Below are 20,928 nucleotides of genomic sequence, written 5' to 3'. Positions count from 1 at the left end.
CGGCGCGGGCATCGCCCGGTGCGGTCAGGCCGCCCGGTGGTGGGTGTGGGCCTGGGTCGTCCCGGGCCGGGCCCGGACCAGCCGTAGGCGCGGCGGTGCCGGTGCCGGCTCCTCCTCGAACGTCGCCCGCCAGCCCGGCCCGGTCCGCTGCCCGTGTCGGGACGGCGGCTCGCCCGATTCCATCGTCGGGCGGGACAGGCCGAGAATGATCAGATAGCCGGCCAGGATCAGCCCGTGACTGAGGATCCGGTTCGGGTCGACCCGGCCGGCGATCGCGTCGTTGACCGAGAGCAGGGTCAGCACGGCGACGAACGCGGTCAGCGTGGGCACCAGGCCCAGCGGCCGGGTACGGCGAAGTGCGATCCAGGTGAATCCGGCGCCGAGCGCGACGTTCCAGGCTGCCGACTCGTGCCACAGGTGGTCGGGGCCGCCGCCGAGTACGACCTCGAGGCCGTGCGGATGCCCGGTCGCGCCGATGCCGGCGATCTGGGCCGCGCCGAGCAGGAACTGGGCGACGCCAACCACCCCGAGCGCGACCCGGAGCGTACCGGCCAGCCGGGCGGCCCGCCCCGGTCCGGGAGCGGCCGCGAGGAGCCGGTCGTCGATCTCCATCGGCGGCGGTACGACACTGGTCCGGGCGAGCCTGTTCAGCGCCGTCGCGCTCTCCAGCCAGCTCCGGCACTCCGCGCAGCCGGCGAGGTGGCGGTCCACCCCGGCCCGCTCTACCGGAGCCTCCTCGCCGTCCAGCCGGGCCGACAGGGCTTCTCGATACTGTTCGCACCGCACACACTCATAGTCGGGCCTGACGGTCCGCCGGTTCCCCCGGGGGTAAGCATTCTGCAGCCGAGCCTGCTCGACCGGGGTTCACCAGCATGATCGACCCGTTCGGCGATCAGATGCCCACCGGGGGTATTCGAGGTGGCCGCCGGTACCGGTAGCTTTGGGGCATGCCTCCCTCCGGCGTCGAGAGCGACGAGATCACCAGGCTTGCGCTGGCCGCCAAGGCCGGCGACCGCTCGGCGGCAGCGGCCTTCATCCGGGCGACCCAGCACGACGTGCAGCGGTTCGTCTCCCACCTGGTGGGTGCCGGCGAGGCGGAGGATCTGGCCCAGGAGACCTACCTGCGGGCGATGCGCGCACTGCCCCGCTTCGCGGCCAGGTCGTCGGCGAAGACGTGGTTGCTCTCGATCGCCCGGCGGGCCTGCGTCGACCACGTCCGGACCGCCATGCGCCGTCCCCGGGTCGCATCGCTGTCGGACTGGCAACTCGCCGCCGATGCCGAGCTGGCCCGGGGCAGCACCGGCTTCGAGGGCGCCGTGGAACTGGCCCGGCTGCTGGCGGACCTGCCGCCGGACCGCCGGGAGGCGTTCGTCGCCACCCAGGTGGCCGGGCTGAGCTACGCCGAGGCGGCCGAGGTCTGTGACTGCCCGGTCGGCACCATCCGGTCCCGGGTGGCCCGGGCCCGGGAGGACCTGGTCGAGGCCATCCGCGCCGACGGCTCCGGCCGCCGGCTCCGCTCGACGAGCTGACCGCCGCCGGCTCCCCTCGACGAGCTGACCCGCCCGCGCGACCGTGCGGTCCGCCCGCCGGAACCGGGGGCGGTGCCGGCCGCCGGATCAGGAGAGCGCGGCCTCCGCCGCGCCGGGCTCGGGCCCGGAGATCGGCAGGCAGACCCGGAAAGTGGTACGCCCCGGCTCGGACTCGACCCGGATGTCCCCGTGGTGCTTGTTGACCACGATCCGGTACGAGATGTCCAGCCCCAGCCCCGTGCCGTCCCCGATCGGCTTGGTGGTGAAGAACGGCTCGAAGATCCTGGACCGGACGTCGGCCGGGATGCCCGGTCCGGTGTCGACGATCTCCACCACGATCGAGCCGTCGTCCCGCCCGGTGCGTACGGTCAGCACACCCTCCTCGCCGATCGCGTAGAGCGCGTTGTCGACCAGGTTGGTCCACACCTGGTTGAGTTCGGCGGCGTAGACCGGGATCGCCGGCAGGCTGCGGTCGTACTCCTTCACCACCTGGACACCGGGCTTGACCTTGGCGCTGAACATCGCCAGCGTGGCGTCGAGCAGGTCGTGCACGTCGACCGTCCGGTGCGGGGCCCGGTCCAGTTGCGAGTACTGCTTCGCCGCCCCGACCAGCCCGGTGATCCGGCTCAGCGCGTCGTCGATCTCGCCGAGCAGCAGTTCGGTCTCGACGGTGTAGGTCAGCCACCGGATCGCCGGTTCCAGGTCGTCCGGGCGTACCGCGGCGCTGACCTGCTCCAGCCACGGCACGTCGATGCCTCCGGCGGTCAGCGTCGGGGCGATGTCCCAGCCGCCGGTGACGTCGTGCTCGTCCAGCCAGTCGGCCAGGGCGTCCTCGGCGTCGCTGGTCTCCAGCGGGGAGAGGGCGGGCGCGGTGACGGCCTGCTTGACCGCCTTCTCCTGGAGTTCGACCAGGCGTTGCAGCCGCTCCCCGTCGAGGCGGCCGTCGGCGATCATGGCCAGCTTGTGCCGCATCCCGGCGACCCGGTCCCGGAGCACCGAGCTGGCCCGGACGGCGGCGGCGGCCGGATTGTTCAGCTCGTGGGTCAACCCGGCCGACAGCGAGCCGAGGGCCAGCAGCCGTTCCCGCTCGCCGACGACGGTCTGGGTGGCCCGCATGCCGATGAAGAGCCCGTCCAGCAGGTGCATGGCCATCGGGAACCAGCGCCGCATCGCCGTGCTGATCACCTCGGCCGGCAACGTGAAGAGCGTCACCTCGGTGATCGCCCGCATCCCGTTCAGGTAGGTCTGCACCCGCTGCTCGTTCAGGTACGGCTGGGTCGCCCCGCCGTACACGCCGCGCTGGTCGGTGCGGGTGATCTCGACCCGGTCGCCCTGCACCATCCGGATCAGCGAGACGGTGCCGTCGAGCAGCACGTAGAAGCAGTTCGCCTCGGCGCCCTCGACGAAGATGTCGGCCCCGGCCGGCAGCCGCTGCACCCGGCCGTGCTCGTGGATGTAGCCGAGCTTCTCCTCGTCCAGCGACTCGAACAGGAAGAGCGTACGCAGTTCCTCGATCGCCAGCCGTTCGTCCGATCCGCCCATCTCGTCACCCGATCCGTGTTCGTGAGCCGTCTTCCACTCGACAATGCTTCACTGCGCCGCCAGGTACTGGTGGGCCAGTGAGACCACCATCGCACCCTCGCCGACGGCCGAGGCGACCCGCTTGATCGAGTCGGCCCGGACGTCCCCGGCGGCGAATACCCCGGGCAGGCTCGACTCCAGCGGGTACGGGTCGCGGGGCAGCGACCACCCGGCCGGCCGCCGGCCGTCGCTGCTCAGATCCAGCCCGGTCAGTACGTATCCCCGGGCGTCGCGGGCCACCACGTCGGCCAGCCAGTCGGTACGCGGCTCGGCGCCGATGAAGACGAAGAGCCAGGAGGCTTTCACGGTGCGCTGCTGCCCGACCCGGTTGTCGCAGATGACGAGCTGCTCCAGATGGTCGGTGCCCTCGCCGCCGACCACCTCGGAGTGCGGGTGCACCTCGATGTTGCCGATCCGTTCGATCTGCTCGATCAGGTAGTGCGACATCGAGCGGTGCAGGTCGGGGCCGCGTACCAGCAGGTGCACCCGGCGGGCGTGCCGGGCGAAGTAGACCGCCGCCTGCCCGGCCGAGTTCGCACCGCCGACGATGTAGACCTCCTGACCGGCGCAGTTCGGCGCCTCGGTCGACGCCGAGCCGTAGAAGACGCCCCGGCCGGTCAGATCGGCCAGCCCGGGTGCGGAGAGCTGCCGGTAGGAGACCCCGGTGGCCAGCACCACCGTGTGGGCGGCGATCGACGAGCCGTCGCTGAACCGGAGCAGCCGGGTCGCCCCGGCCGCCTCCAGCCCGATCACGTCCCGGGCGGTCAGTAGTTCGGCGCCGAACTTCAGCGCCTGCCGGCGGGCCCGGTCGGCGAGCTGCGATCCGGAGACTCCGTCCGGGAAGCCGAGGTAGTTCTCGATCCGGCTGCTCTGCCCGGCCTGGCCGCCGGTCGCCTGCCGCTCGACCAGCACCGTCCGCAATCCCTCGGAGGCGCCGTAGACCGCCGCGCCGAGCCCGGCCGGGCCACCGCCGACCACCACCAGGTCGTAGAAGTCGGCGGCCGGGGTGGTGGAGAGCCCGCACCGGTCCGCCAGTTCGGCCTCGGTCGGCTTCACCAGCGCGCTGCCGTCCACGGTGATCACCACCGGCACGTCGGCCGGGTCGGCTCCGGCGGCGGTCAGCAGCCGCCCGCCCTCCGGCTCGTCGGCCAGCAGCCAGCGGTACGGCACCAGGTTGCGGGCGAGGAAGTCGCGGATCTCGAACGACGGCGCGGACCAGCGGTGGCCGATCACCCGTACCTCGTCCGGGGCGGCTTCCGGGGTCGCTGCCCAGGCCTCCAGCAGGCTGTCCAGCACCGGATAGAGCTTCTCCTCCGGCGGATGCCAGGGCTTGAGCAGGTAGTGGTCGAGGTCGACGACGTTGATCGCGTCGATCGCCGCGTTGGTGTCCGCGTAGGCGGTCAGCAGCACCCGGCGGGCGGTCGGAAAGAGGTCCATGGCGGCTTCGAGGAACTCGATGCCGTTCATCTGCGGCATCCGGTAGTCGGCCAGCAGCACCGCGACCTGGTCGCCCCGGAGTTTGATCTCGCGCAGCGCGGTCAGCGCCTCCTCGCCGGAGGAGGCGCGGACCACCCGGTACCGGTCGCCGTAGCGCCGCCGTACGTCCCGGGCCACCGCGCGCGACACCGCCGGGTCGTCGTCGACCGTCAAGATCACCGGGTTCGCCATGGCACCAATGAAAGCATCCGGAACGGGCCTTGACGAACGTCGATAGCGACCCGCCGGTAGCGTCGGGCGGTTCAGTCCCGATTCGGTTGGATCAGCCGGATGCCGCCGACCGCCGGCCGGTCCAGGGTGGCCAGCGCCGCCGGTGCCTCGGCCAGCCCGATGGTCTGGGTGACCAGTTCCGCCGGTCGGAGCACCCCGGCGCCGACCAGCGCCAGCAGTTCCGGGTACGCGTGCGCGGCCATCCCGTGGCTGCCGCGCAGTTCCAACTCGTACCCGATGACCCGCTCCATCGGCACCGCCGGGTGCCCCTTCGCGGCCGGCAGCAGCCCGACCTGCACGTGCCGGCCCCGGCGTCGCAGGCTCTCGATCGACCCGGCACAGGTCGGCGCGCTGCCCAGCGCGTCCAGCGACAGGTGCGCGCCCCCGCCGGTCAGTTCGCGGACCGCCCCGGCCACCGCCTGCGGGCCGGGCAATGAACCTTTTTCCATCTCCCCTTGCGGTCCGTCGTGGCCGCAGGTGGAAGTCGGGGGCGGTTCAGGTGGAAAGAGGTTCAGCGTGCCGGCGTCCAGGCAGGCGGTGGCACCGAACCGGCGGGCCAGCTCCAGCGCGGCCGGGCTGACGTCGACCGCCACCACCCGGGCGCCGCAGGCCACCGCGATCATCACCGCGGAGAGTCCCACGCCGCCGCAGCCGTGTACCGCCACCCACTCGCCGGCGGCCACCCGGCCCTGCGCGACCACCGCCCGGAACGCGGTGCCGAACCGGCAGCCGAGCGCGGCGGCAGCGGCGAAGCTCAGCTCGTCGGGGAGCCGGACCAGGTTCACGTCGGCGTGCTCGACCGCGACGAGGTCGGCGTACGAGCCCCAGTGGGTGAAGCCGGGCTGGGTCTGCCGCTCGCAGACCTGCTGGTCCCCGGCGAGGCAGGCGGGGCAGGTGCCGCAGGCGCAGACGAACGGGGCGGTGACCCGGTCGCCGGGCCGCCAGCCGTGCACCGCCGGACCGACCGCCGCGATCACACCGGCGAACTCGTGCCCCGGCACGTGCGGCAGGCGGATGTCCGGATCGTGCCCCTGCCAGCCGTGCCAGTCGCTGCGGCACAGCCCGGTCGCCCCGACCTCGATCACCACGCCCGCAGGGCTCGGCACCGGATCGGGCACGGTACGCAGCTCCGGCCGCCCGCCGAACTCCTCGAACACCACCGCCCGCATGTCGATCATCCTCACACGCGTGAACCCCCGGACCCGGCCGGGCCCCTGCCGTCGGCTCGCGACGAACAGGGGCCCGGCTCGACCGGGTCGAACTCAGGAGCGGCGCTGGTCAGGATGGACCGCAAGGGAAGGTCGAGAAAGGTTCGTCGTCTGGCCAACGTGGACCCGGCGGGTCATCGAGGTGAGTGGTTACACATCAGGAGAACATTTAGTATTGGCGATGATCTACCCAAACGATCGCTCAACCGGCACCCTTTCACCGCAATTATCCGGTCCGCTGGGGGCGGTTGCAGCCTACCAGGCCCGGACGCGGAGACCGCGACGCGCGACGTGACCGGATCGGGGTCGGTGACGCGGCGTGACGGTCGACCAGTGGGCGTGACCAGGCAGCAAAGTGCAGGTGGCAACTTGCAATCTGGCATCTTGCCGGCCTCCGGCCGGGTGTGGCCGTCGTCGCGCCGGAGCGCCAATACAATGGCACAAGCCGATACCTTGACTTACCGTCGGCCGCAGCGCATCGTGAGATTCCAGATGTCGTTGGGAGTTACGGGGTAACTCATTCCCGGTGGGCCAACTATTGCCGCCGGGGCCCTGCCATCGGAACCCTACGACAGCGCCCGAGCGTGGGCCAGGAGGCGGCCATGGAACTCAGCCCGTTCGCTGGTACCTATCTGACCGACCCGGCCACGGTGTGGCGGGATCTGCTGGACCGCCCGGAGAGCGTGCACTACGCCGAGGACCTGGGCATGTGGTTGATCAGCCGGCACGAGCACGTCCGGCAGGCGTTCGGGGACGCGGACAGTTTCGGCAACGCCCTCACCCTGGCCCCGGTCTACGAGATGTGTCCCGAGGCGCTGGCGATCGTGATGCGGCTCGACGTACCAGCGACGACGGCCGCGGCCGACTCTCCGGTGCACACCCGCACCAGGCGGGCGCTGCGGGCCACCTTCGCCAACACCGGCCCCCGGGTCGCCGCCCAGTACGGGCCGATCGTGCGGCGCCGGGTCGACGAACTCGTCGACGCCGTCACCGCCCGCCGGGGCGAGGTCGTCGACCTGATCGGAGAGTTCACCGCCCTGCTGCCCCTGCTGGTGGTGCTGGACATCCTCGGCGTACCCGATCGGGACGTGGCCCGGATCCGGCAGTGGGCCGACGGGCAGATCGCCCTCGTCTGGGGCCAACCCGACCCCGCCGAACAGGTACGCCTCGCCCAGGGCCTGCTCGACTTCTGGCACTACTGCCAGGACCTCGTCGGCCAGCGCGCCGACGGCGACCTCGACGGCGACGACTTCGTCTCCCGGGCACTGCGCTACCGCGACGGCGACGACGAGATCCTCACCGTCGGCGAGGTCGCCTCCATGGCGTTCAACCTGCTCGTCGCCGGCCACGAGACCACCGCCGGACTCCTCGCCCACGGCCTGGAACAGGCGCTGTCCGTGCCGGGACGGTGGGAACGCATCGCCGACGACCCGGCCGGCGTCCCGGCCTTCCTGGAAGAGGCGCTCCGGTTCGGTCCCGCCATCGACGGCTGGCTGCGGGTGACCCTGCGACCGGTCACCATCGGCGGCGTCACCATCCCGGCCGGCCAACGGTGCCTGCTGCTCATCGGCGCCGCGAACCGCGACCCGGCGACGTTCACCGGTCCGGATCGGTTCGATCCGGACCGGGACGACGTCAAGGATCATCTCTCCTTCGGTTACGGTCCGCATTTCTGCATCGGTGCCGCACTGGCCCGCCTCGAGGCCCGGATCGCGCTCGTACGGCTCGCGGAGGCAATTCCCGGCCTGCGTCTGGTGCCGGGTCACGTAAGTACCTACAAGCCCAATGTCGCGTTCCGTGCGCACCGGGTGCTGCCCGCGGTCGTCGATATCGGCAGTGCGCCGAGGGAACGGCAGGAAGATCCACCGGACGCGCTTACCGCCCGTGCCGCCTAGCCGATCCCGTGCCGACCGGCCAATTCGCGTCCCGAGTCCCGGCCCGCCGATACCGGCCCGGCTGACGGCGGGGCCGGGTCAGGGCATCCGGGTACGCCGGACCGGGCGCGCCGGAGTCGGCCGACTCGGATCACGCTCTGTCAATGAGCCGCAAGGGATCGATCGACATCGTCACATCGACGGATGGCCGGTGTCTCCGGTCTCCGACCGATGATTGCGGAGTGTCGCCATTCGCCGCTCACGGCGGAAGGGATGAATCCGGGCAACCGGTGGTGGTCCGTTCCTTCGTAGATCGTTTTCGTACCGTCAAGTAGATCGGCGTGCGAGGTTTTTCACTTACCGTCAACGATAGGTGGCGCGTAAGGCTTCACACCCGTCGCTGCGGAGGTAAGAATTGGCCCCGGCAAATGCCGGGTCATGATCTGTGCTGCGCGTCTCATGATCTGGTGCGAGTGATCGGATCGCTGACCAACGAAGGTGAGCAAATGGACGCTGCGTCGTCAGGTACCGCTGAGTCGATGGCCACCCGACAGTTCCAGCGCGAACTGCGCCGCTGGCGTACCCGCAAGGGGCTGACCCAGCGCGCCCTCGCCGACCGCGTACGGTTCAGCCGGGAGACGGTGGCGGCGGTGGAGGCGGGCCGCCGGTACGGCAGCCAGGAGCTGGCGGTGCGTTGTGACGACGTACTCGGGACCGGGGGTCTGCTCACCGCGCTCTGGCCGCAGGTGGCGGTCGAGCAGATCGCCGCGGACGGACGGCGCGGGCCGCGCGGCGCCGCAGCCGGACGGGTGGACCCGACCGGGGCCGACCCCGAGTCCACCGTCGAGTCCACCGTCGGGGAACGACAGTCCGTGGTGGACGCGATCGACGAGCTGCGGGGCCTGATCGACCAGATGTTGCGGGTGCACTTCCCGGCGGAGTCCGACCGGCGGCCGGAGGAGGTGCACCGGCTCACCGAGGAGGCGCACCGCCTTGCGGCGCAGGTGCACCGGTTGCACGACGACGACGCCGGCGACCCGGACGACCCGCGGTCGGCGGAGGAGTCCCGGCAGCCGGTGGCCGAGTCGCGCCGGCCGCCCGGCGAGGCCCGCCGGCCCTTCGCCGAGTCCCACCGGCGAGGTCGGGTCGGCGCACTGCGCCGCCGGCACTGAACCGCTCTCACCTGACTGTCGTGCACCAGCAGACGCGGGTCGGCGAGCGCGTCGACCAGCCTCCCGGGTATCGCTGCCTGCGGAAGTAACTGCCTGTTCATCGGCGGGTACAGATAGTGGTACGAGCTGTTTGTACCACGGTTAACCCTGTTGCCCGGCCCCGCCGGTCCGGCGCAATGGGACTTGCTAACTGCAAGATGCAGATCTCCTCGATGACGAGCCGTGGGAGTCAGTCTTGGCCTCGACCACCCGATCCCACGCGGCCCGACCCCAGCCCGTACGCCGACGCGGCTGGAAGATCGCCTCTCGGATGCGCATCATCGTGGCCGCGCCGTTGGTGGCGGTCGTCGGGTTCGCCGGACTGGCGCTGGCAGACAGCGCCCGGCAGGCCGAGCAGGCCAGCGACCTCGGCGTACTTGCCCAACTGGGCGCCGAGGCCGGCCGGCTGGCCTACCAGCTCCAGCGGGAACGGGCGGCCGCGGCCGACCTGCTGACCGCCGCCACGCCCCGGCAGCAGGACACCTACGCCCGGCAGGCGGCCGCCACCGACGAGATCGTCGCGCGTTACCAGCGGCAACGGGCGCTCGCCCCCGAGCCGGCCGCCGGGCCGGGCAGCGTACTGGCCCGGATCGACAACGCGCTGGCCGACCTGTCGCCGCTGCGGACCCAGGTGCGTACCGCCGCACACGCGGCCGTCTCCGCCACCACGTTCAGCTACCGGATCGTCATCGCCGACCTGCTCGCGTACCGGGAGTCGATCGCCCAGGGCGTGATCTCCGCCGAGGTCGCCGACGGGATCCGGGCCGCCGCCGCGCTGTCGAAGACCGCGGAGGCGCTCGGCCAGCAACAGGTGACGGTGCTACGGGCGATCGCCGCCGGCCAGCTCACCCCGGCGATGCAGCAGGACATCACCGCCGCCCGGACCGGCTTCACCGAATCCAGCCTGGCCTTCCTCGGTCTCGCCCCCGGCCAGTGGCAGGTCTGGTGGGAGCAGGCCGGCAGCGGCAAGGAGGCGCTCACCCTGCAACGCCTCCAGGACCAGGTCTCCCGGGCCGAGATCGGCGCCCCGCTGGAGGTCGAGACCAACGCCTGGATCGGCGCCACCCAGGGCTGGGCCGCCCGGCTGTTCGAGGTGCAGCAGCGGGTCGACTCCGCCGTGCTGGCCGAGGTGGACGCGGCGCGGGTGGAGCAACGCTGGCGGGCCGTCGCCGAGGGCGCCGCGATGGCGGTCGCGCTGCTGCTGACCGTACTGGTCACCTGGGCGGTCGCCCGGCAGATCACCCGACGGCTGCGCCGACTGCGGGACGCGGCGCACGCGGTGGCGTACACCGAACTGCCGGCGATGGTCGCCGAACTGCGCAGCCTGGACAGCGCCGGCATCCATCCGGAGGCCCTCGCCCGGGCGTCCGCCTCCACCCTGGAGGCGTCCAGCGGTGACGAGATCGGCGAGGTCGGCCAGGCGTTCGCCGCCGTACACCAGGCGGCCGTGCGGACCGCCGCCGAGCAGGCGGTCATGCGGGCCAACACCGCGGACATCTTCGTCCACCTCAGCCGCCGCGAGCAGCGGCTGGTGGACGCGGTACTGGCCCAGGTGGACAAGGTCGAGCAGGACGAGACCGACCCGGAACGGCTACAGCAGCTCTACACCCTGGACAGCCTGGCGACCCGGATGGGACGGATCAACGCCAGCCTCCTCGTGCTCGGCGGTGTGGGCGTCGGGCGGGTACGCCACGAGGACGTACCGATGCAGAAGGTCGTGCAGGCGGCGCTGTCGCAGATCGAGCACTACACCCGGGTCCGGATCGGCGTCGTCGACCCGGACGTGGCGGTCGCGGCCGACAAGGTCGACGAGGTGGTGCACCTGCTCGCCGAGCTGATGGACAACGCGACCGCGTACTCGCCGCCGGAGACCGAGGCATGGGTGACCGCGCGCAGCCTCGGCGACCGGGTCATCGTGCAGGTCAGCGACGAGGGTGTGGGGCTCTCGCTGCAACGGCTGGCACAGCTCAACGACCTGCTGGCCCGGCCGCCGGCCACCGACGTGGCGGCGGTCCGGGCGATGGGTCTGGTCGTGGTCGGCCAACTCGCCGGTCGGCTCGGGGTGGCTGTCGAACTACGGCCGGGTCCCAAGCTCGGCACCATCGCCGAGATCTCGCTGCCGGCGACGCTGATCCGCCCCGTCCCGCCGGAGACCCAACTGCTGGCGCCGGGCCGGCTGTCGGCGATGCCGGAGGGCCGGGCACGCGGCACCGCCGTACCGGTCTCCTCGTCGACCGTCACCCCGAACGGCCCGGCCCGGCGGCCGACCTCGGAGCGGGCGCTGCCGTCCGGGTCGGTCTTCCGGCCGGCGGCCCAGCGGGCCGACCGGGGCGACGACCCGACCCAGGAGCTGGTCATCTTCGAGCAGGTCAACAACTGGTTCCGTACCGACCGGTCGGGCACTCCGGTCGGGGCGTCCACGGGCAACGGCGCGGGCAACGGCGCGAGCAGCCCAGTGGGGGTCAGTCCCGAACCGGTCGGCCCGCCGGTCGGTGCGTCCAACGGGACCGGTGGATCCAACGGTGGCTACGCCACGACGGGCTGGCAGACCCGGGGCGACGAGGGGTGGCGGGCCGCCACCGGGCTGGCCAACCCGGACATCTCCGGGACCACCCCGTCCGGGCTCCCGATCCGTCAGCCGCAGCGGCACCTCGTGCCGGGCGGCGTCGCCCCGCCACCCGAACAGCAGCCGGTCTCGGAGCACCGCGACCCGGCCGAAGTGGCCAACGCGATGGCCGCCTACGCCCGGGGCGTGGCCGCCCGCCGTCCCAAGCTGGTGAACGCCTCGGCGACAAGCGACGCGACAGGGAGTACTACGTGAACCAACGAGATCTCGGCTGGATGCTGGACAGTTTCGTCGAGCGGGCCCCGGAGGTCAGCCACGCCATCGCCATCTCCAGCGACGGCCTGATGGTGGCGTCCACCCGGAACCTGCCACCGGACCGGGCCGACCAGCTCGCGGCCACCGGCAGCGGCCTGGTCAGCCTGCTCCGGGGCGCCGCGGGCTTCTTCGAAGCGGGCGCGGTGATCTCCAACGTCACCCAGCTCGAGGGCGGCTTCATGTTCTCGATGGCGTTCAACGACGGTGCCTCGCTGCTGGTCCTCGCGGCGCCCACCTGCGACGTCGGCAAGGTCTCCTACGAGATGACGGAACTGGCGAACCGGATTGGAGACGTACTGACGCCGGCGGCCCGCGCCGCGGTGGCGCAGGGACGCTGACGGCGGCGCGGCGCCCGATGGCCGGAGCCAGTTCCGACACACCGTGCCGCCGCACCGCCAGGTGGCCCGGGCCGGCCTCCCGCGAAAGTCGTCGTCCCGGCACCACCCTCCGGCCGGCTCCGCCAGCCCGGCGGCCACCACCCCACGACCACACCTTCCCCACAACCTTTCTCACCCCTCGACTGGAGAAGTCATGCCTTTCCCCACCGGTACGAGCCGGCGTCGCGCCCTGACCGGCGCGCTGCTCGCCCTCGGGTTGACCGTGGCCGGTAGCGCCTGCAACAGCGGCGACGGCGCCGGCGGCACGCCGGGCACGATAAAGATCGGTCTGCTCGCCTCGCTCTCCGGCACCTACGAGGCGGTCGGCACGGAGATCCGCGACGGCTTCGAGCTCTACCTGCGGATGCACGACGGCAAGCTCGGCGGCCACAAGGTCGACCTGATCGTCGCCGACGAGGGTAACGGCGCGCAGACCGCCGTACCCGCCGCCACGAAGCTGATCAAACAGGACCGGGTGCAGGCGCTCACCGGGATCGTCGGCGGCGGCTCGGTGGCCGGGGTCGCCCCGGTGCTCGCCGAGGCGAAGATCCCGTTCGTCGGCTCCAACGGCAACCCGGGGCTGAAGGACGTCTCCCGGTCCTGGTTCACCTCCTACCTCTCCGACGAGCCGGGCGCGGCGATCGCCGAGTACGTCCGGGACAACGTCAAGGGCGAGGTCTTCGCGATCGGCCCGAACTACCAGGGCGGCTGGGACGAGCTGCGCGGCTTCACCGACACCTTCAAGGAGATCGGCGGCAAGCTCGCCAACCCGGACGGCAAGACCCTCTGGACGCCGTTCCCGCAGACCACCAACTTCCTGCCGTACTTCGCGAAGATCAAGGCATCCGGTGCCGAGGCGGTCTTCACCTTCTACGCCGGTACCGCCGCCGTCGACTTCGTGAAGCAGTACGCCCAGTCGGAGATCAAGGACCTGCCGCTCTACGCCGCCGGCTTCCTCACCGAGGGCGGCGTGCTGAACGCACAGGGCGAGGCGGCCCGGAACATCTACTCCGTACTCAACTACTCGCCCGACCTGGACAACGCCGAGAACCGCTCCTTCGTGGCGGCCTGGAAGGAGAACCACGACGGTTCGCCCACCACCTACGCGATGGCCTCCTACGACGCGGCGGCGGTGCTGGACAAGGCGATCGGCGCGGCCGGCGACAACCCCACCCCGGAGGAGATCAACAAGGCGATCGCCGGACTCGGCCAGATCGACAGCCCGCGCGGCACCTGGCAGTTCTCCAAGGAGACGCACTCGCCGGTGCAGAAGTGGTATCTGCGGCAGGTCCGGCAGGACGGGCGCGCACTCTCCAACACCGTCGTCGGTGACCTGGCGACCGTGGGCGGATGATGCTCGAATCGGCGCGGGTCCTCGGCCCGGTCGACCCGTACCTGATCCCGGCTCTGGACGGTGTCGCCTACGGGTTGCTGCTCTTCGTCGCGGCGTCCGGGTTGGTGTTCTGCTTCGGCGTGGCCAACATCCTCAACCTGGCGCACGGGCTGCTGTACGCGATCGGCGCGTACCTCGCCGCGGCGCTGCTGGACGGCGGCTGGGGCAGCCTGCTGCTCGCCCTGGGCGTGGGAACGCTGGCGGCGGCCGGTGCGGGAGGCCTGCTCGCGGGCCTGCTCGCGCCGGTCGCCCGGCGTGACCACCTGACCCAGGCGCTGCTGACCTTCGGAGTGGCGCTGGCCGGGGGCGCCCTGCTGGTCACGGCGTTCGGCCCGGACAGCCTTCCGGTGCGGATCCCCGCCGCGCTGGACCGCTCGGTGGAGGTGGCCGGGCACCGGTACGCGGCGTACCGGCTGGTCTTCATCGGGGTGGCCGCGGTGATCGCGGTGCTGCTCTGGCTGGCGGTGACCAAGACCCGGGCCGGGATGCTGGTTCGGGCGGCGGTCGACGACGCCGACATGGTCGCCTGTCTGGGGGTGAACCCGGCCCGGATCCGGCTCGGCGTGCTCGCCGCGGCCGGCGCGCTGGCCGGTGCCGCCGGGGTGCTCGGCGCGCCGATCATCGGTCCGGCGCCGACCACCGGCGACACCGTGCTGCTGCTCTCGCTGGTCGTGGTGGTGCTCGGCGGCCTCGGCTCGGTCCAGGGCACGCTGGTGGCCGCCCTCGCCGTCGGCGAGATCCAGAGTCTCGGCGTCTCGCTGGCGCCGACCGCCGCGCCGTTCCTGCTCTTCGCGGCGATGGCTCTGGTGCTCGCCGTCCGGGCCCGTGGGCTGCCCGGTCGGTTCCTGCGGCTCCGACCAGGGGGTACGACATGACCCCGGCCGCCCGGCGCTGGCTGGCCCGGGCCGGGGGAGCCGGACTGCTCGCCGTCGCCGTCGCGGTGCCCTGGTCCGTGGACGCCTACACCACCTCGCTCTTCGCCCGCACCCTGGTGCTGGGGCTGGTCGGGGTGAGCGTGGCGCTGCTGACCGGGCTGGCCGGGCTGCCCACGCTCGGCCAGACCGGGCCGTACGCCGCCGGTGCGTACGCCAGCGCCCTGGTCGCGATGCACGTCTCGTCGATCGGGGTGGTGCAGGTGCTCACCGGGGCGGCGGCCGGCGCGCTGTTCGCCCTTCTCACCGTGCCGCTGGTGGTGTACGCCCGAGGCGTGGTCGTCCTGATGATTACCCTGGCCATCGGTGAACTGACGGTGACCGCCGCCGGTCGGTGGACCTCCGTCACCGGAGGGACCGACGGGCTCGCCGGAATCCCGGCGATCCAGCCCGTCTGGGGCATGGCTCCGCTGGCCAGCGACCGCGCACGCTATCTGTACACGCTGGTCGTCGTCGGGGTGGTGATAGCGGCCATGGTGATGCTGTTGCGTACGCCGGCAGGGCTGCTGTTGCGGGCCAGCCGGGACGACGAGGCGCGGACCCGCGCCTCCGGACACCGGGTCACCGGCTACCTGGCGGTGACCTTCGTCGGGGCCGGGGCGGTGGCGGGGGTCGCCGGCTCGCTGCTGATCACCGCACAGCAGTACGTCTCGCCGGCCGACTTCGGCTTCGACGTCTCCGCACTGCTGCTGCTCGGCGTGGTGATCGGTGGTGCGGCGTCGATCGGCGGCGCGATCGTCGGTACCGCCCTGGTGATCGCGGTACGGGACTGGCTCTCCGGCCTGCTGCCCGGGTACGCGCCGCTGCTGCTCGGCGGTCTCTTCGTGCTGACCGCCTATCTCTTCCCCCGTGGCGTGGCCGGTTTCTCGACCGAACTCGCCAACCTGGTCAGGTCCCGTTCGCGGGGCCGGACCGGGCCGGGGGATCGCCCCGGGACGGGAATCCAGGGCCGCCCGTCCCGGGGCGAACCCGTCGGGGCCGCACCGACGAGCGGGGAGACGCGATGACGGCACTCGCGACGACACCACTGCTCACGGCCGAGGCGGTGGTCCGCCGGTACGGCTCGCTGATCGCGGTGAACCGGGTGGACCTCCGGGTCGCCGACGGCGAGCGGCATGCCCTGATCGGGCCGAACGGCGCCGGCAAGACCACCCTGCTCGACCTGATCGGCGGGGCGACCCGGGTCGACGGCGGGCGGATCCGCTTCGCCGGCCAGGACATCACCCGGCTCGGCCCGGCCCGGCGGGCCCGGATCGGGATCGGCCGGATCCACCAGCGTCCGGCCGTCTGGCCGTCGCTGACCGCACTGGAGAACGTCGTGGTCGCCGGCTGGCACCAGGCCGGCGGGTTCTGGGACGTACGCTCCCGGAACCGGTTCCGGCGGCGGCTGCGCGGGCCCGCCCTGGCCCTGCTCGACCGGGTCGGACTCGCCGGCACGGCGTCGACCACGGCGGCACACCTGTCGCACGGGGAGCGGCGCCAACTGGAGATCGCGATGGCGTTGGCCGGCCGTCCCCGCCTGCTGCTGCTCGACGAGCCGGCCGCCGGACTCTCCGGAGTGGAGGTGCACCGGCTGGCCGAGCTGCTGGCGGAACTGCCCCGGGACGTGTCGGTGCTGCTGGTGGAGCACCGGCTGGACCTGGTGTACGCGCTGGCGGACACGGTCACCGTGCTGCACGACGGGCGGCTGGTCGCCAGCGGCGAGCCGGACGAGATCCGCCACGCACCCGCCGTCCGGCGGGCGTACGCCGAGGCGGTGCGGTGATGCTGCGGGTGCAGGGCCTCCGCGCCGGCTACGACGGCGGTACCGTGCTGCACGACGTCGACCTCGAGGTGCCGGTCGGTACGGTGCAGGCGCTGGTCGGCCGCAACGGCGCCGGCAAGAGCACCCTGGTGCACGCCGTCGCCGGCCTGCTGCGGCCGTACCGGGGAATCGTCTCGGTCGACGGCGCGGACCTGGCCGGCAAGCCGGCGCACCGGGTGGCCCGGGCCGGCGTCGGCCTGGTGCCGCAGGGGCGCCGGGTGTTTCCGCGGCTGACCGTCTCCGAGCACCTGACGCTGGCCGCCTCGCTGCGCCGCCGTGGCCGGTCGCGGTCCGGTCCGAACTGGACGGTCCCGGGAGTGCTGGAACTGCTGCCCCGGCTGGCCGAGCGGTTGGGTCACCGGGGCAACCAGCTCTCCGGCGGGGAGCAGCAGATGCTTGCCATCGCCCGGGCCCTACTCACCCAGCCCCGGGTGCTGCTCCTCGACGAACCGGGCGAGGGGCTCGCCCCGGACCTGGCGGCCCGGGTCCGGGAACTCGTGACCCGGCTCGCCGGGGCCGGGTTGTGCATCCTGCTCGTCGAACAACAGCTCCAGCACGCGATCGAGGTCGCCGACCGGATCGCGGTGCTGGACTACGGCCGGCTGGTCTTCGCGGACTCGACGGCCGCCGTGCGCGCCGACCCCGCCCCGGTGGAGGCGGTACTCAGTGTGGCGGGCGCGGCCACGCCGGCAGGGACCGGACCGGTCCCGTCCGGCCAGGAGTCCACGGTCCCGACCGGTCCCGACTCCGCCCGCTCCGGGCCAACGGGAGGCCCGGGCACGCTCGTGTCTGATTCCGACCCCTCGGCGGACCCCAGGGCCGCCCCGACCACATCCTCTTCGTCACCCGCACCCTGAGAACCCGTCGGATCCCGACGTTCGTCGCACCGCTGACCTCCGTGTCGGCACCGGTACCCCCACGTTCCTCCGGTGCTGACGCGCGATGACGCGTGCCCGGATTGTCGTCACAGATCATCACGAAGGAGGTACCGATCGTGACTGCCACCCCTGTCAAGAGCAGCTACGCGTTCGACAACCGCTCTCCGGAGGCCGAGGCGCAGATGCGGGCGCTGGAGTCGTTCCTCGATCCGATAACGGCGGAGCGGCTCGCCCCGGTGCTGATCCCCGGCGCGAGGTGCTGGGAGCTGGGCGCCGGGGGCGGTTCGATCGCCCGGCACATGGCCCGGGTCGTCGGACCCACCGGGCTGGTCATCGCGACCGACATCGAACCGTCCCGGCTGGAGCCGGAACACAACCTCGTCGTACGCCAGCACGACGTCCGGACCGGCGCGCCGGAGGGCGGCCCGTTCGACGTCATCCACGCCCGGCTGGTCCTGCTGCACCTGCCGGAGCGGCGACGGGTACTCGCCGAGCTGATCGGTGCGCTCGCCCCGGGCGGCGCCCTGGTCGTCGAGGAGTTCGACTGCACCGCCGGGCTGCGGGTGCTGGCCGCGCCGACCGACGACGCGGCGAAGCTCTTCCAGCAGGTGATGGAGGCGACCCTCGGCATCCTCCAGGACCGGGGCGCCGACCTGGCCTGGGCGCAGGACGTACACACCGAGATGGTGCTGGCCGGGCTGACCGACGTGGACACCATCACCCACTCGCAGAGCTGGCCGGGCGGCTCGACCGGGGCCTCGCTGCACGAGACGAACTCCCGCCAGCTCGAACCCCGGCTGCTCGCCACCGGACTCTCCCCGAACCAGTTGGAGGGGTTCCGCGAACTCGCCAAGGACCCGGCCTTCGCCTCGCTGTCGTACCAGTTCGTCTCCACCCGGGGCCGGCGGCCGAGCCGGGGCTGTGTGAACTGAGCATTTTTCCGCGCCAGCGGGCGGCGAGTCGGGGCCGACGGCGGCCGCTCCCTCCCCGGCGGCATGACCGCAGGACCCGCCGATCCGGCTGGCCGGTCCGGCGGTCGACCGGAGCGCTACGGTCGACCGCCGGACCACCACGTCCCATCCTTCAGGAGCGCTGGCTGCCCCAGACCGCGCTGGAGGTCGGCGTCCTTTGGGGCGGCGGCGGGGGAGGGCGGAGGCGCTCCGGACCGAGGTACCGTTTCGCAGACTGTCGAGCTGCCCCGCCTGGGCACCCGGGTCTGCGTGGCACTGCCCGCCGCCGATCAGAGGCCCGCCCCGGGTCGCCGAAGGGAAGCGGCGACCCGAGGCGGGCCGGTCGGGTGAGCTCCGTCCAGCCGAGTCCGGCCCTCTATAGAGGCGGTCAGCGGCGGCGGGGCACCCAGTAGAGGATCTGCCCCGCGAGCAGTGCGGGATGCGTGTCGGGCAGCTCGCGCAGCGCGCGGGCGAGGTGCGCGCCGAGGTACACCATCAGGCCCACCCGGTCGTTGCGGTATGCGGTGGCCAGCGCCAGTCGGGCGGACTGGCAGGGCCAGGGGTTGGCGCACCTGCGGCACCGGTACGACGGGTGCGTCGGGATGTGCTTACGCCAACGCTCCTGCGGGCCGATCACCGGTCACACCCGCGTACCGTGCCGAGCGCGATGCTCCTGAGCGGGCGTCAGCCCACCTGGGCGGCCGTTCGCCAGATGTGAGCGGGTGGGCGCATCCCATTCGGGCCGACGGTTGCTCGCCCGAGCCCGGGCCGGCGGCGGGGTCGCTCCCAGGGTGGCGGGCGGCGGGGGCGCTTCCGGGATGGTGGGCGGCGGCGTGGCCGACAGAGTCCGGATCTCGGCCCGCTCCATCTCGGTCAACTGGACCGGGGGCGGCGGCTGGTAGGGCGTGGGCACCAGCTCGACCGAATCCGGGCAGCGCCAGCGCCAACCGCAGTGGCAGTAGCGCCAGAGCCGGCGCCAGTCCCGGCGGTGGTAGGGCCGTGGTCCGGTCAGATGCCGGAGCAGCCTTTTCATCACAACCTCCTCGGGGAGTTGGAGGGGAGCCGGTCCCGGTGGGGGGTCGAGACCGGCTCCCGGGGCGAGTTCCACCCGGGCGCTTGGCGGTCACCGAGCGGTTCTGCTGGGTGACACTCTGCTGTGGACGGCACTAGGCTCGGAAGGCGATCGAGCAGGTCACGGCGCAGGTCTGCTGAGCCGGCGGCGGCGCCTGGCGAACGCCTGGTGATCTAGACAGAGTTCTGGAGGTCCGATGGAACACGAGGATGATTTCGCCTTCATTCGCGACCAGCTCCGCCGGCAGCGAGCCCTGCGCGGCCAGTCGCAGGAGGAGTTCGGCAAGCGGACGAACTACTCGGCCTCGACGGTGTCCGCTGTGGAGACCGGTACCCGAGCGATCGACATGCCGTACGCCACCCGCGCCGACGAGATCCTGGAGACGGGCGGGTTATTCGTGCGGTTGCTGAAGGCGGCGCAGCGGGACAGTGAGCCCACCTGGTTCAGGCCCTGGCTGGACGCCGAGCGCGCCGCAATGCAGCTCCGCTACTACCACCCGACCCTGATCCCCGGCCTGCTCCAGACCGAGAACTACGCCCGCGCGGTTCTGCGCTTCGACGCCACCCGGCCGGAGGAGGAGGTCGAGAAGCTGGTCGCGTCCCGACTCCAACGGCAGGAGATCCTGACCCGGGACCAGCCGCCCCTGGTGATCGTCGTCCTCGATGAGTCGGCGCTGCGGCGCCGGGACGCCATCATGGCCGAGCAGCTCGCGCACCTGCTACGGATGGCCGAGCGACCCTACATCCAGCTACACATCATTCCCGACGACGCTGGCCTGCACGTCGGCCTCTCCGGACCGCTCGCCCTGGCCAGGTCCGCCGACGGTGGCTGGGTGGGGGATCTGGAGAACCAGCTTGCCGGGCTCGTCGTCGACGACGAGGAGAGCATCGCTACGCTCCTCGCGCGGTGGGAAAGTGTGCGCGGCGTAGCCTTGCCGCAGAACCTGTCGCTCGCCCTGTTGAAGAAAGTGGAGAGCCAGCATGCACCTCAGTGACGCCCGGTGGCGGAGGTCGACCCGCAGCGGCACCAGCGGCGGCAACTGTGTCGAGGTGGCCGACAACCTGCCTGGCGTGGTTGCCGTACGCGACAGCAAGGACCCGGCGGGTCCGGTGCTGACCTTCGGGCCGGTGGCGTGGCGTGCCTTCGTCGGCCTCGCCGCCAGGCAGGGCTAGGCTGTGCTGGTGGCCACGGCTCGGTGGCGTTTGAGCTGGTTGCTATCGCATTCGACAGTAGCGGCTTCAGTGCCGCCCCGGGCAACTCCTCGATAGGACCTTGAGGCATTGCCATAGGGTGATCCCGTGGCATTGGGTGGATATCGTCTCGGGGTCGATTTCGGTACCTCGTCGACGGTGGCGATGCTCGCGGGTCCGGACGGGCGCACGAGGCCGCTGCTGTTCGACGCGTCTCCGCTGCTGTCGTCCGGGGTGTTCGCCGGCCCCGGCGCCGGCCCGCTGCTCACCGGGACGGACGCCGAACGGGCTACGTCCACCCACCCCGCGGGCTTCGAGGCCAACCCGAAACGGCGGATCGA

Annotated in this window: 19 protein-coding genes and 1 pseudogene; 14 read left to right on the top strand and 6 right to left on the bottom strand. The window is 72.3% G+C overall.

Annotation, left to right across the window (positions count from 1 at the left end; translation table 11 throughout):
- Nucleotides 1-24: 24 nt before the first annotated feature.
- The gene (locus R6Y94_RS14710) at nucleotides 25-786 is read right to left on the bottom strand and encodes a zf-HC2 domain-containing protein (RefSeq protein WP_318396398.1); all 762 of its coding nucleotides are present in this window, start codon (nucleotides 784-786) and stop codon (nucleotides 25-27) included.
- Between the two features lie 161 nt (nucleotides 787-947).
- Here R6Y94_RS14710 and R6Y94_RS14705 point away from each other — a divergent pair, with 161 nt between their 5' ends.
- Nucleotides 948-1,529 carry a sigma-70 family RNA polymerase sigma factor gene (locus R6Y94_RS14705; protein ID WP_318396397.1) on the top strand — a complete coding sequence of 194 codons (582 nt, stop codon included), beginning with the start codon at nucleotides 948-950 and terminating at the stop codon, nucleotides 1,527-1,529.
- Nucleotides 1,530-1,616: 87 nt separating this feature from the next.
- Here the strand turns inward: R6Y94_RS14705 and R6Y94_RS14700 are convergent, their stop codons facing one another.
- The 3 genes from R6Y94_RS14700 to R6Y94_RS14690 form a co-directional block, all read right to left on the bottom strand.
- Nucleotides 1,617-3,071 carry an ATP-binding protein gene (locus R6Y94_RS14700; RefSeq protein ID WP_318396396.1) on the bottom strand — a complete coding sequence of 485 codons (1,455 nt, stop codon included), beginning with the start codon at nucleotides 3,069-3,071 and terminating at the stop codon, nucleotides 1,617-1,619.
- Between the two features lie 48 nt (nucleotides 3,072-3,119).
- Nucleotides 3,120-4,778, bottom strand: coding sequence for an FAD-dependent oxidoreductase (locus R6Y94_RS14695; RefSeq protein ID WP_318396395.1), 1,659 nt, complete (start codon nucleotides 4,776-4,778; stop codon nucleotides 3,120-3,122).
- Nucleotides 4,779-4,849: 71 nt separating this feature from the next.
- On the bottom strand, nucleotides 4,850-5,995 hold the full coding sequence (locus R6Y94_RS14690) for a zinc-dependent alcohol dehydrogenase family protein (RefSeq protein WP_318396451.1): 1,146 nt from the start codon (nucleotides 5,993-5,995) through the stop codon (nucleotides 4,850-4,852).
- Nucleotides 5,996-6,627: 632 nt separating this feature from the next.
- On the opposite strand from R6Y94_RS14690, the gene R6Y94_RS14685 reads away from it, so the two are divergent.
- The 10 genes from R6Y94_RS14685 (at nucleotide 6,628) to R6Y94_RS14640 (ending at nucleotide 18,307) form a co-directional block, all read left to right on the top strand.
- Complete coding sequence (locus R6Y94_RS14685; protein WP_318396394.1) at nucleotides 6,628-7,920, top strand: cytochrome P450; 1,293 nt, start codon at nucleotides 6,628-6,630, stop codon at nucleotides 7,918-7,920.
- Nucleotides 7,921-8,438: 518 nt separating this feature from the next.
- Nucleotides 8,439-9,071, top strand: coding sequence for a helix-turn-helix transcriptional regulator (locus R6Y94_RS14680; protein WP_318396393.1), 633 nt, complete (start codon nucleotides 8,439-8,441; stop codon nucleotides 9,069-9,071).
- A gap of 310 nt (nucleotides 9,072-9,381) precedes the next feature.
- Entirely contained in the window at nucleotides 9,382-11,931 is a 2,550-nt protein-coding gene (locus tag R6Y94_RS14675) for a nitrate- and nitrite sensing domain-containing protein (protein WP_318396392.1), read from the top strand.
- A gap of 20 nt (nucleotides 11,932-11,951) precedes the next feature.
- Nucleotides 11,952-12,329: a roadblock/LC7 domain-containing protein gene (locus tag R6Y94_RS14670; RefSeq protein WP_318396450.1), complete on the top strand. Its 378-nt coding sequence runs from the start codon at nucleotides 11,952-11,954 to the stop codon at nucleotides 12,327-12,329.
- 193 nt (nucleotides 12,330-12,522) lie between these two features.
- Nucleotides 12,523-13,722, top strand: a complete 1,200-nt coding sequence (locus tag R6Y94_RS14665; RefSeq protein WP_318396391.1) for an ABC transporter substrate-binding protein — start codon at nucleotides 12,523-12,525, stop codon at nucleotides 13,720-13,722.
- Complete coding sequence (locus R6Y94_RS14660) at nucleotides 13,719-14,636, top strand: branched-chain amino acid ABC transporter permease (protein ID WP_318396390.1); 918 nt, start codon at nucleotides 13,719-13,721, stop codon at nucleotides 14,634-14,636. Before R6Y94_RS14665 ends, R6Y94_RS14660 begins: the two co-directional genes overlap by 4 nt.
- The gene (locus R6Y94_RS14655) at nucleotides 14,633-15,700 is read left to right on the top strand and encodes a branched-chain amino acid ABC transporter permease (protein ID WP_318396389.1); all 1,068 of its coding nucleotides are present in this window, start codon (nucleotides 14,633-14,635) and stop codon (nucleotides 15,698-15,700) included. Before R6Y94_RS14660 ends, R6Y94_RS14655 begins: the two co-directional genes overlap by 4 nt.
- A complete protein-coding gene (locus R6Y94_RS14650; protein ID WP_318396388.1) occupies nucleotides 15,697-16,458 on the top strand; it encodes an ABC transporter ATP-binding protein in 762 nt (253 codons plus the stop codon). The genes R6Y94_RS14655 and R6Y94_RS14650 overlap by 4 nt, the downstream gene beginning before the upstream one ends.
- Nucleotides 16,458-17,354, top strand: a complete 897-nt coding sequence (locus R6Y94_RS14645) for an ABC transporter ATP-binding protein (RefSeq protein WP_318396387.1) — start codon at nucleotides 16,458-16,460, stop codon at nucleotides 17,352-17,354. Before R6Y94_RS14650 ends, R6Y94_RS14645 begins: the two co-directional genes overlap by 1 nt.
- Before the next feature lie 137 nt (nucleotides 17,355-17,491).
- Entirely contained in the window at nucleotides 17,492-18,307 is an 816-nt protein-coding gene (locus R6Y94_RS14640; RefSeq protein WP_318396386.1) for a class I SAM-dependent methyltransferase, read from the top strand.
- 406 nt (nucleotides 18,308-18,713) lie between these two features.
- Here the strand turns inward: R6Y94_RS14640 and R6Y94_RS14635 are convergent, their stop codons facing one another.
- A complete protein-coding gene (locus tag R6Y94_RS14635) occupies nucleotides 18,714-18,962 on the bottom strand; it encodes a flavin reductase (protein ID WP_318396385.1) in 249 nt (82 codons plus the stop codon).
- Between the two features lie 3 nt (nucleotides 18,963-18,965).
- On the bottom strand, nucleotides 18,966-19,358 hold the full coding sequence (locus R6Y94_RS14630; protein ID WP_318396384.1) for a hypothetical protein: 393 nt from the start codon (nucleotides 19,356-19,358) through the stop codon (nucleotides 18,966-18,968).
- A 235-nt stretch (nucleotides 19,359-19,593) separates the two neighbouring features.
- Between R6Y94_RS14630 and R6Y94_RS14625 the strand changes: the two genes are divergently transcribed.
- The 3 genes and pseudogenes from R6Y94_RS14625 to R6Y94_RS14615 form a co-directional block, all read left to right on the top strand.
- Nucleotides 19,594-20,391 carry a helix-turn-helix transcriptional regulator gene (locus R6Y94_RS14625; protein ID WP_318396383.1) on the top strand — a complete coding sequence of 266 codons (798 nt, stop codon included), beginning with the start codon at nucleotides 19,594-19,596 and terminating at the stop codon, nucleotides 20,389-20,391.
- A complete protein-coding gene (locus R6Y94_RS14620; RefSeq protein WP_318396382.1) occupies nucleotides 20,378-20,569 on the top strand; it encodes a DUF397 domain-containing protein in 192 nt (63 codons plus the stop codon). Before R6Y94_RS14625 ends, R6Y94_RS14620 begins: the two co-directional genes overlap by 14 nt.
- Nucleotides 20,570-20,746: 177 nt before the next feature.
- Nucleotides 20,747-20,928 (top strand): annotated as a pseudogene (locus R6Y94_RS14615) (Hsp70 family protein); the annotation flags it as partial.

This window comes from Plantactinospora sp. KLBMP9567, from assembly GCF_033446045.1.
Lineage (GTDB): Bacteria > Actinomycetota > Actinomycetes > Mycobacteriales > Micromonosporaceae > Plantactinospora.
This window is presented reverse-complemented; position numbering and strand designations above follow the sequence as displayed.

Excerpts from the sequence above, each read along its gene's own strand:
- R6Y94_RS14705 (WP_318396397.1), top strand. The coding sequence starts at position 948 with ATGCCTCCCTCCGGCGTCGAGAGCGACGAGATCACCAGGCTTGCGCTG.
- R6Y94_RS14700 (WP_318396396.1), bottom strand. The coding sequence starts at position 3,071 with ATGGGCGGATCGGACGAACGGCTGGCGATCGAGGAACTGCGTACGCTC.
- R6Y94_RS14695 (WP_318396395.1), bottom strand. The coding sequence starts at position 4,778 with ATGGCGAACCCGGTGATCTTGACGGTCGACGACGACCCGGCGGTGTCG.
- R6Y94_RS14690 (WP_318396451.1), bottom strand. The coding sequence starts at position 5,995 with ATGATCGACATGCGGGCGGTGGTGTTCGAGGAGTTCGGCGGGCGGCCG.
- R6Y94_RS14685 (WP_318396394.1), top strand. The coding sequence starts at position 6,628 with ATGGAACTCAGCCCGTTCGCTGGTACCTATCTGACCGACCCGGCCACG.
- R6Y94_RS14680 (WP_318396393.1), top strand. The coding sequence starts at position 8,439 with ATGGCCACCCGACAGTTCCAGCGCGAACTGCGCCGCTGGCGTACCCGC.
- R6Y94_RS14675 (WP_318396392.1), top strand. The coding sequence starts at position 9,382 with ATGCGCATCATCGTGGCCGCGCCGTTGGTGGCGGTCGTCGGGTTCGCC.
- R6Y94_RS14670 (WP_318396450.1), top strand. The coding sequence starts at position 11,952 with ATGCTGGACAGTTTCGTCGAGCGGGCCCCGGAGGTCAGCCACGCCATC.
- R6Y94_RS14665 (WP_318396391.1), top strand. The coding sequence starts at position 12,523 with ATGCCTTTCCCCACCGGTACGAGCCGGCGTCGCGCCCTGACCGGCGCG.
- R6Y94_RS14660 (WP_318396390.1), top strand. The coding sequence starts at position 13,719 with ATGATGCTCGAATCGGCGCGGGTCCTCGGCCCGGTCGACCCGTACCTG.
- R6Y94_RS14655 (WP_318396389.1), top strand. The coding sequence starts at position 14,633 with ATGACCCCGGCCGCCCGGCGCTGGCTGGCCCGGGCCGGGGGAGCCGGA.
- R6Y94_RS14650 (WP_318396388.1), top strand. The coding sequence starts at position 15,697 with ATGACGGCACTCGCGACGACACCACTGCTCACGGCCGAGGCGGTGGTC.
- R6Y94_RS14645 (WP_318396387.1), top strand. The coding sequence starts at position 16,458 with ATGCTGCGGGTGCAGGGCCTCCGCGCCGGCTACGACGGCGGTACCGTG.
- R6Y94_RS14630 (WP_318396384.1), bottom strand. The coding sequence starts at position 19,358 with ATGAAAAGGCTGCTCCGGCATCTGACCGGACCACGGCCCTACCACCGC.
- R6Y94_RS14625 (WP_318396383.1), top strand. The coding sequence starts at position 19,594 with ATGGAACACGAGGATGATTTCGCCTTCATTCGCGACCAGCTCCGCCGG.
- R6Y94_RS14620 (WP_318396382.1), top strand. The coding sequence starts at position 20,378 with ATGCACCTCAGTGACGCCCGGTGGCGGAGGTCGACCCGCAGCGGCACC.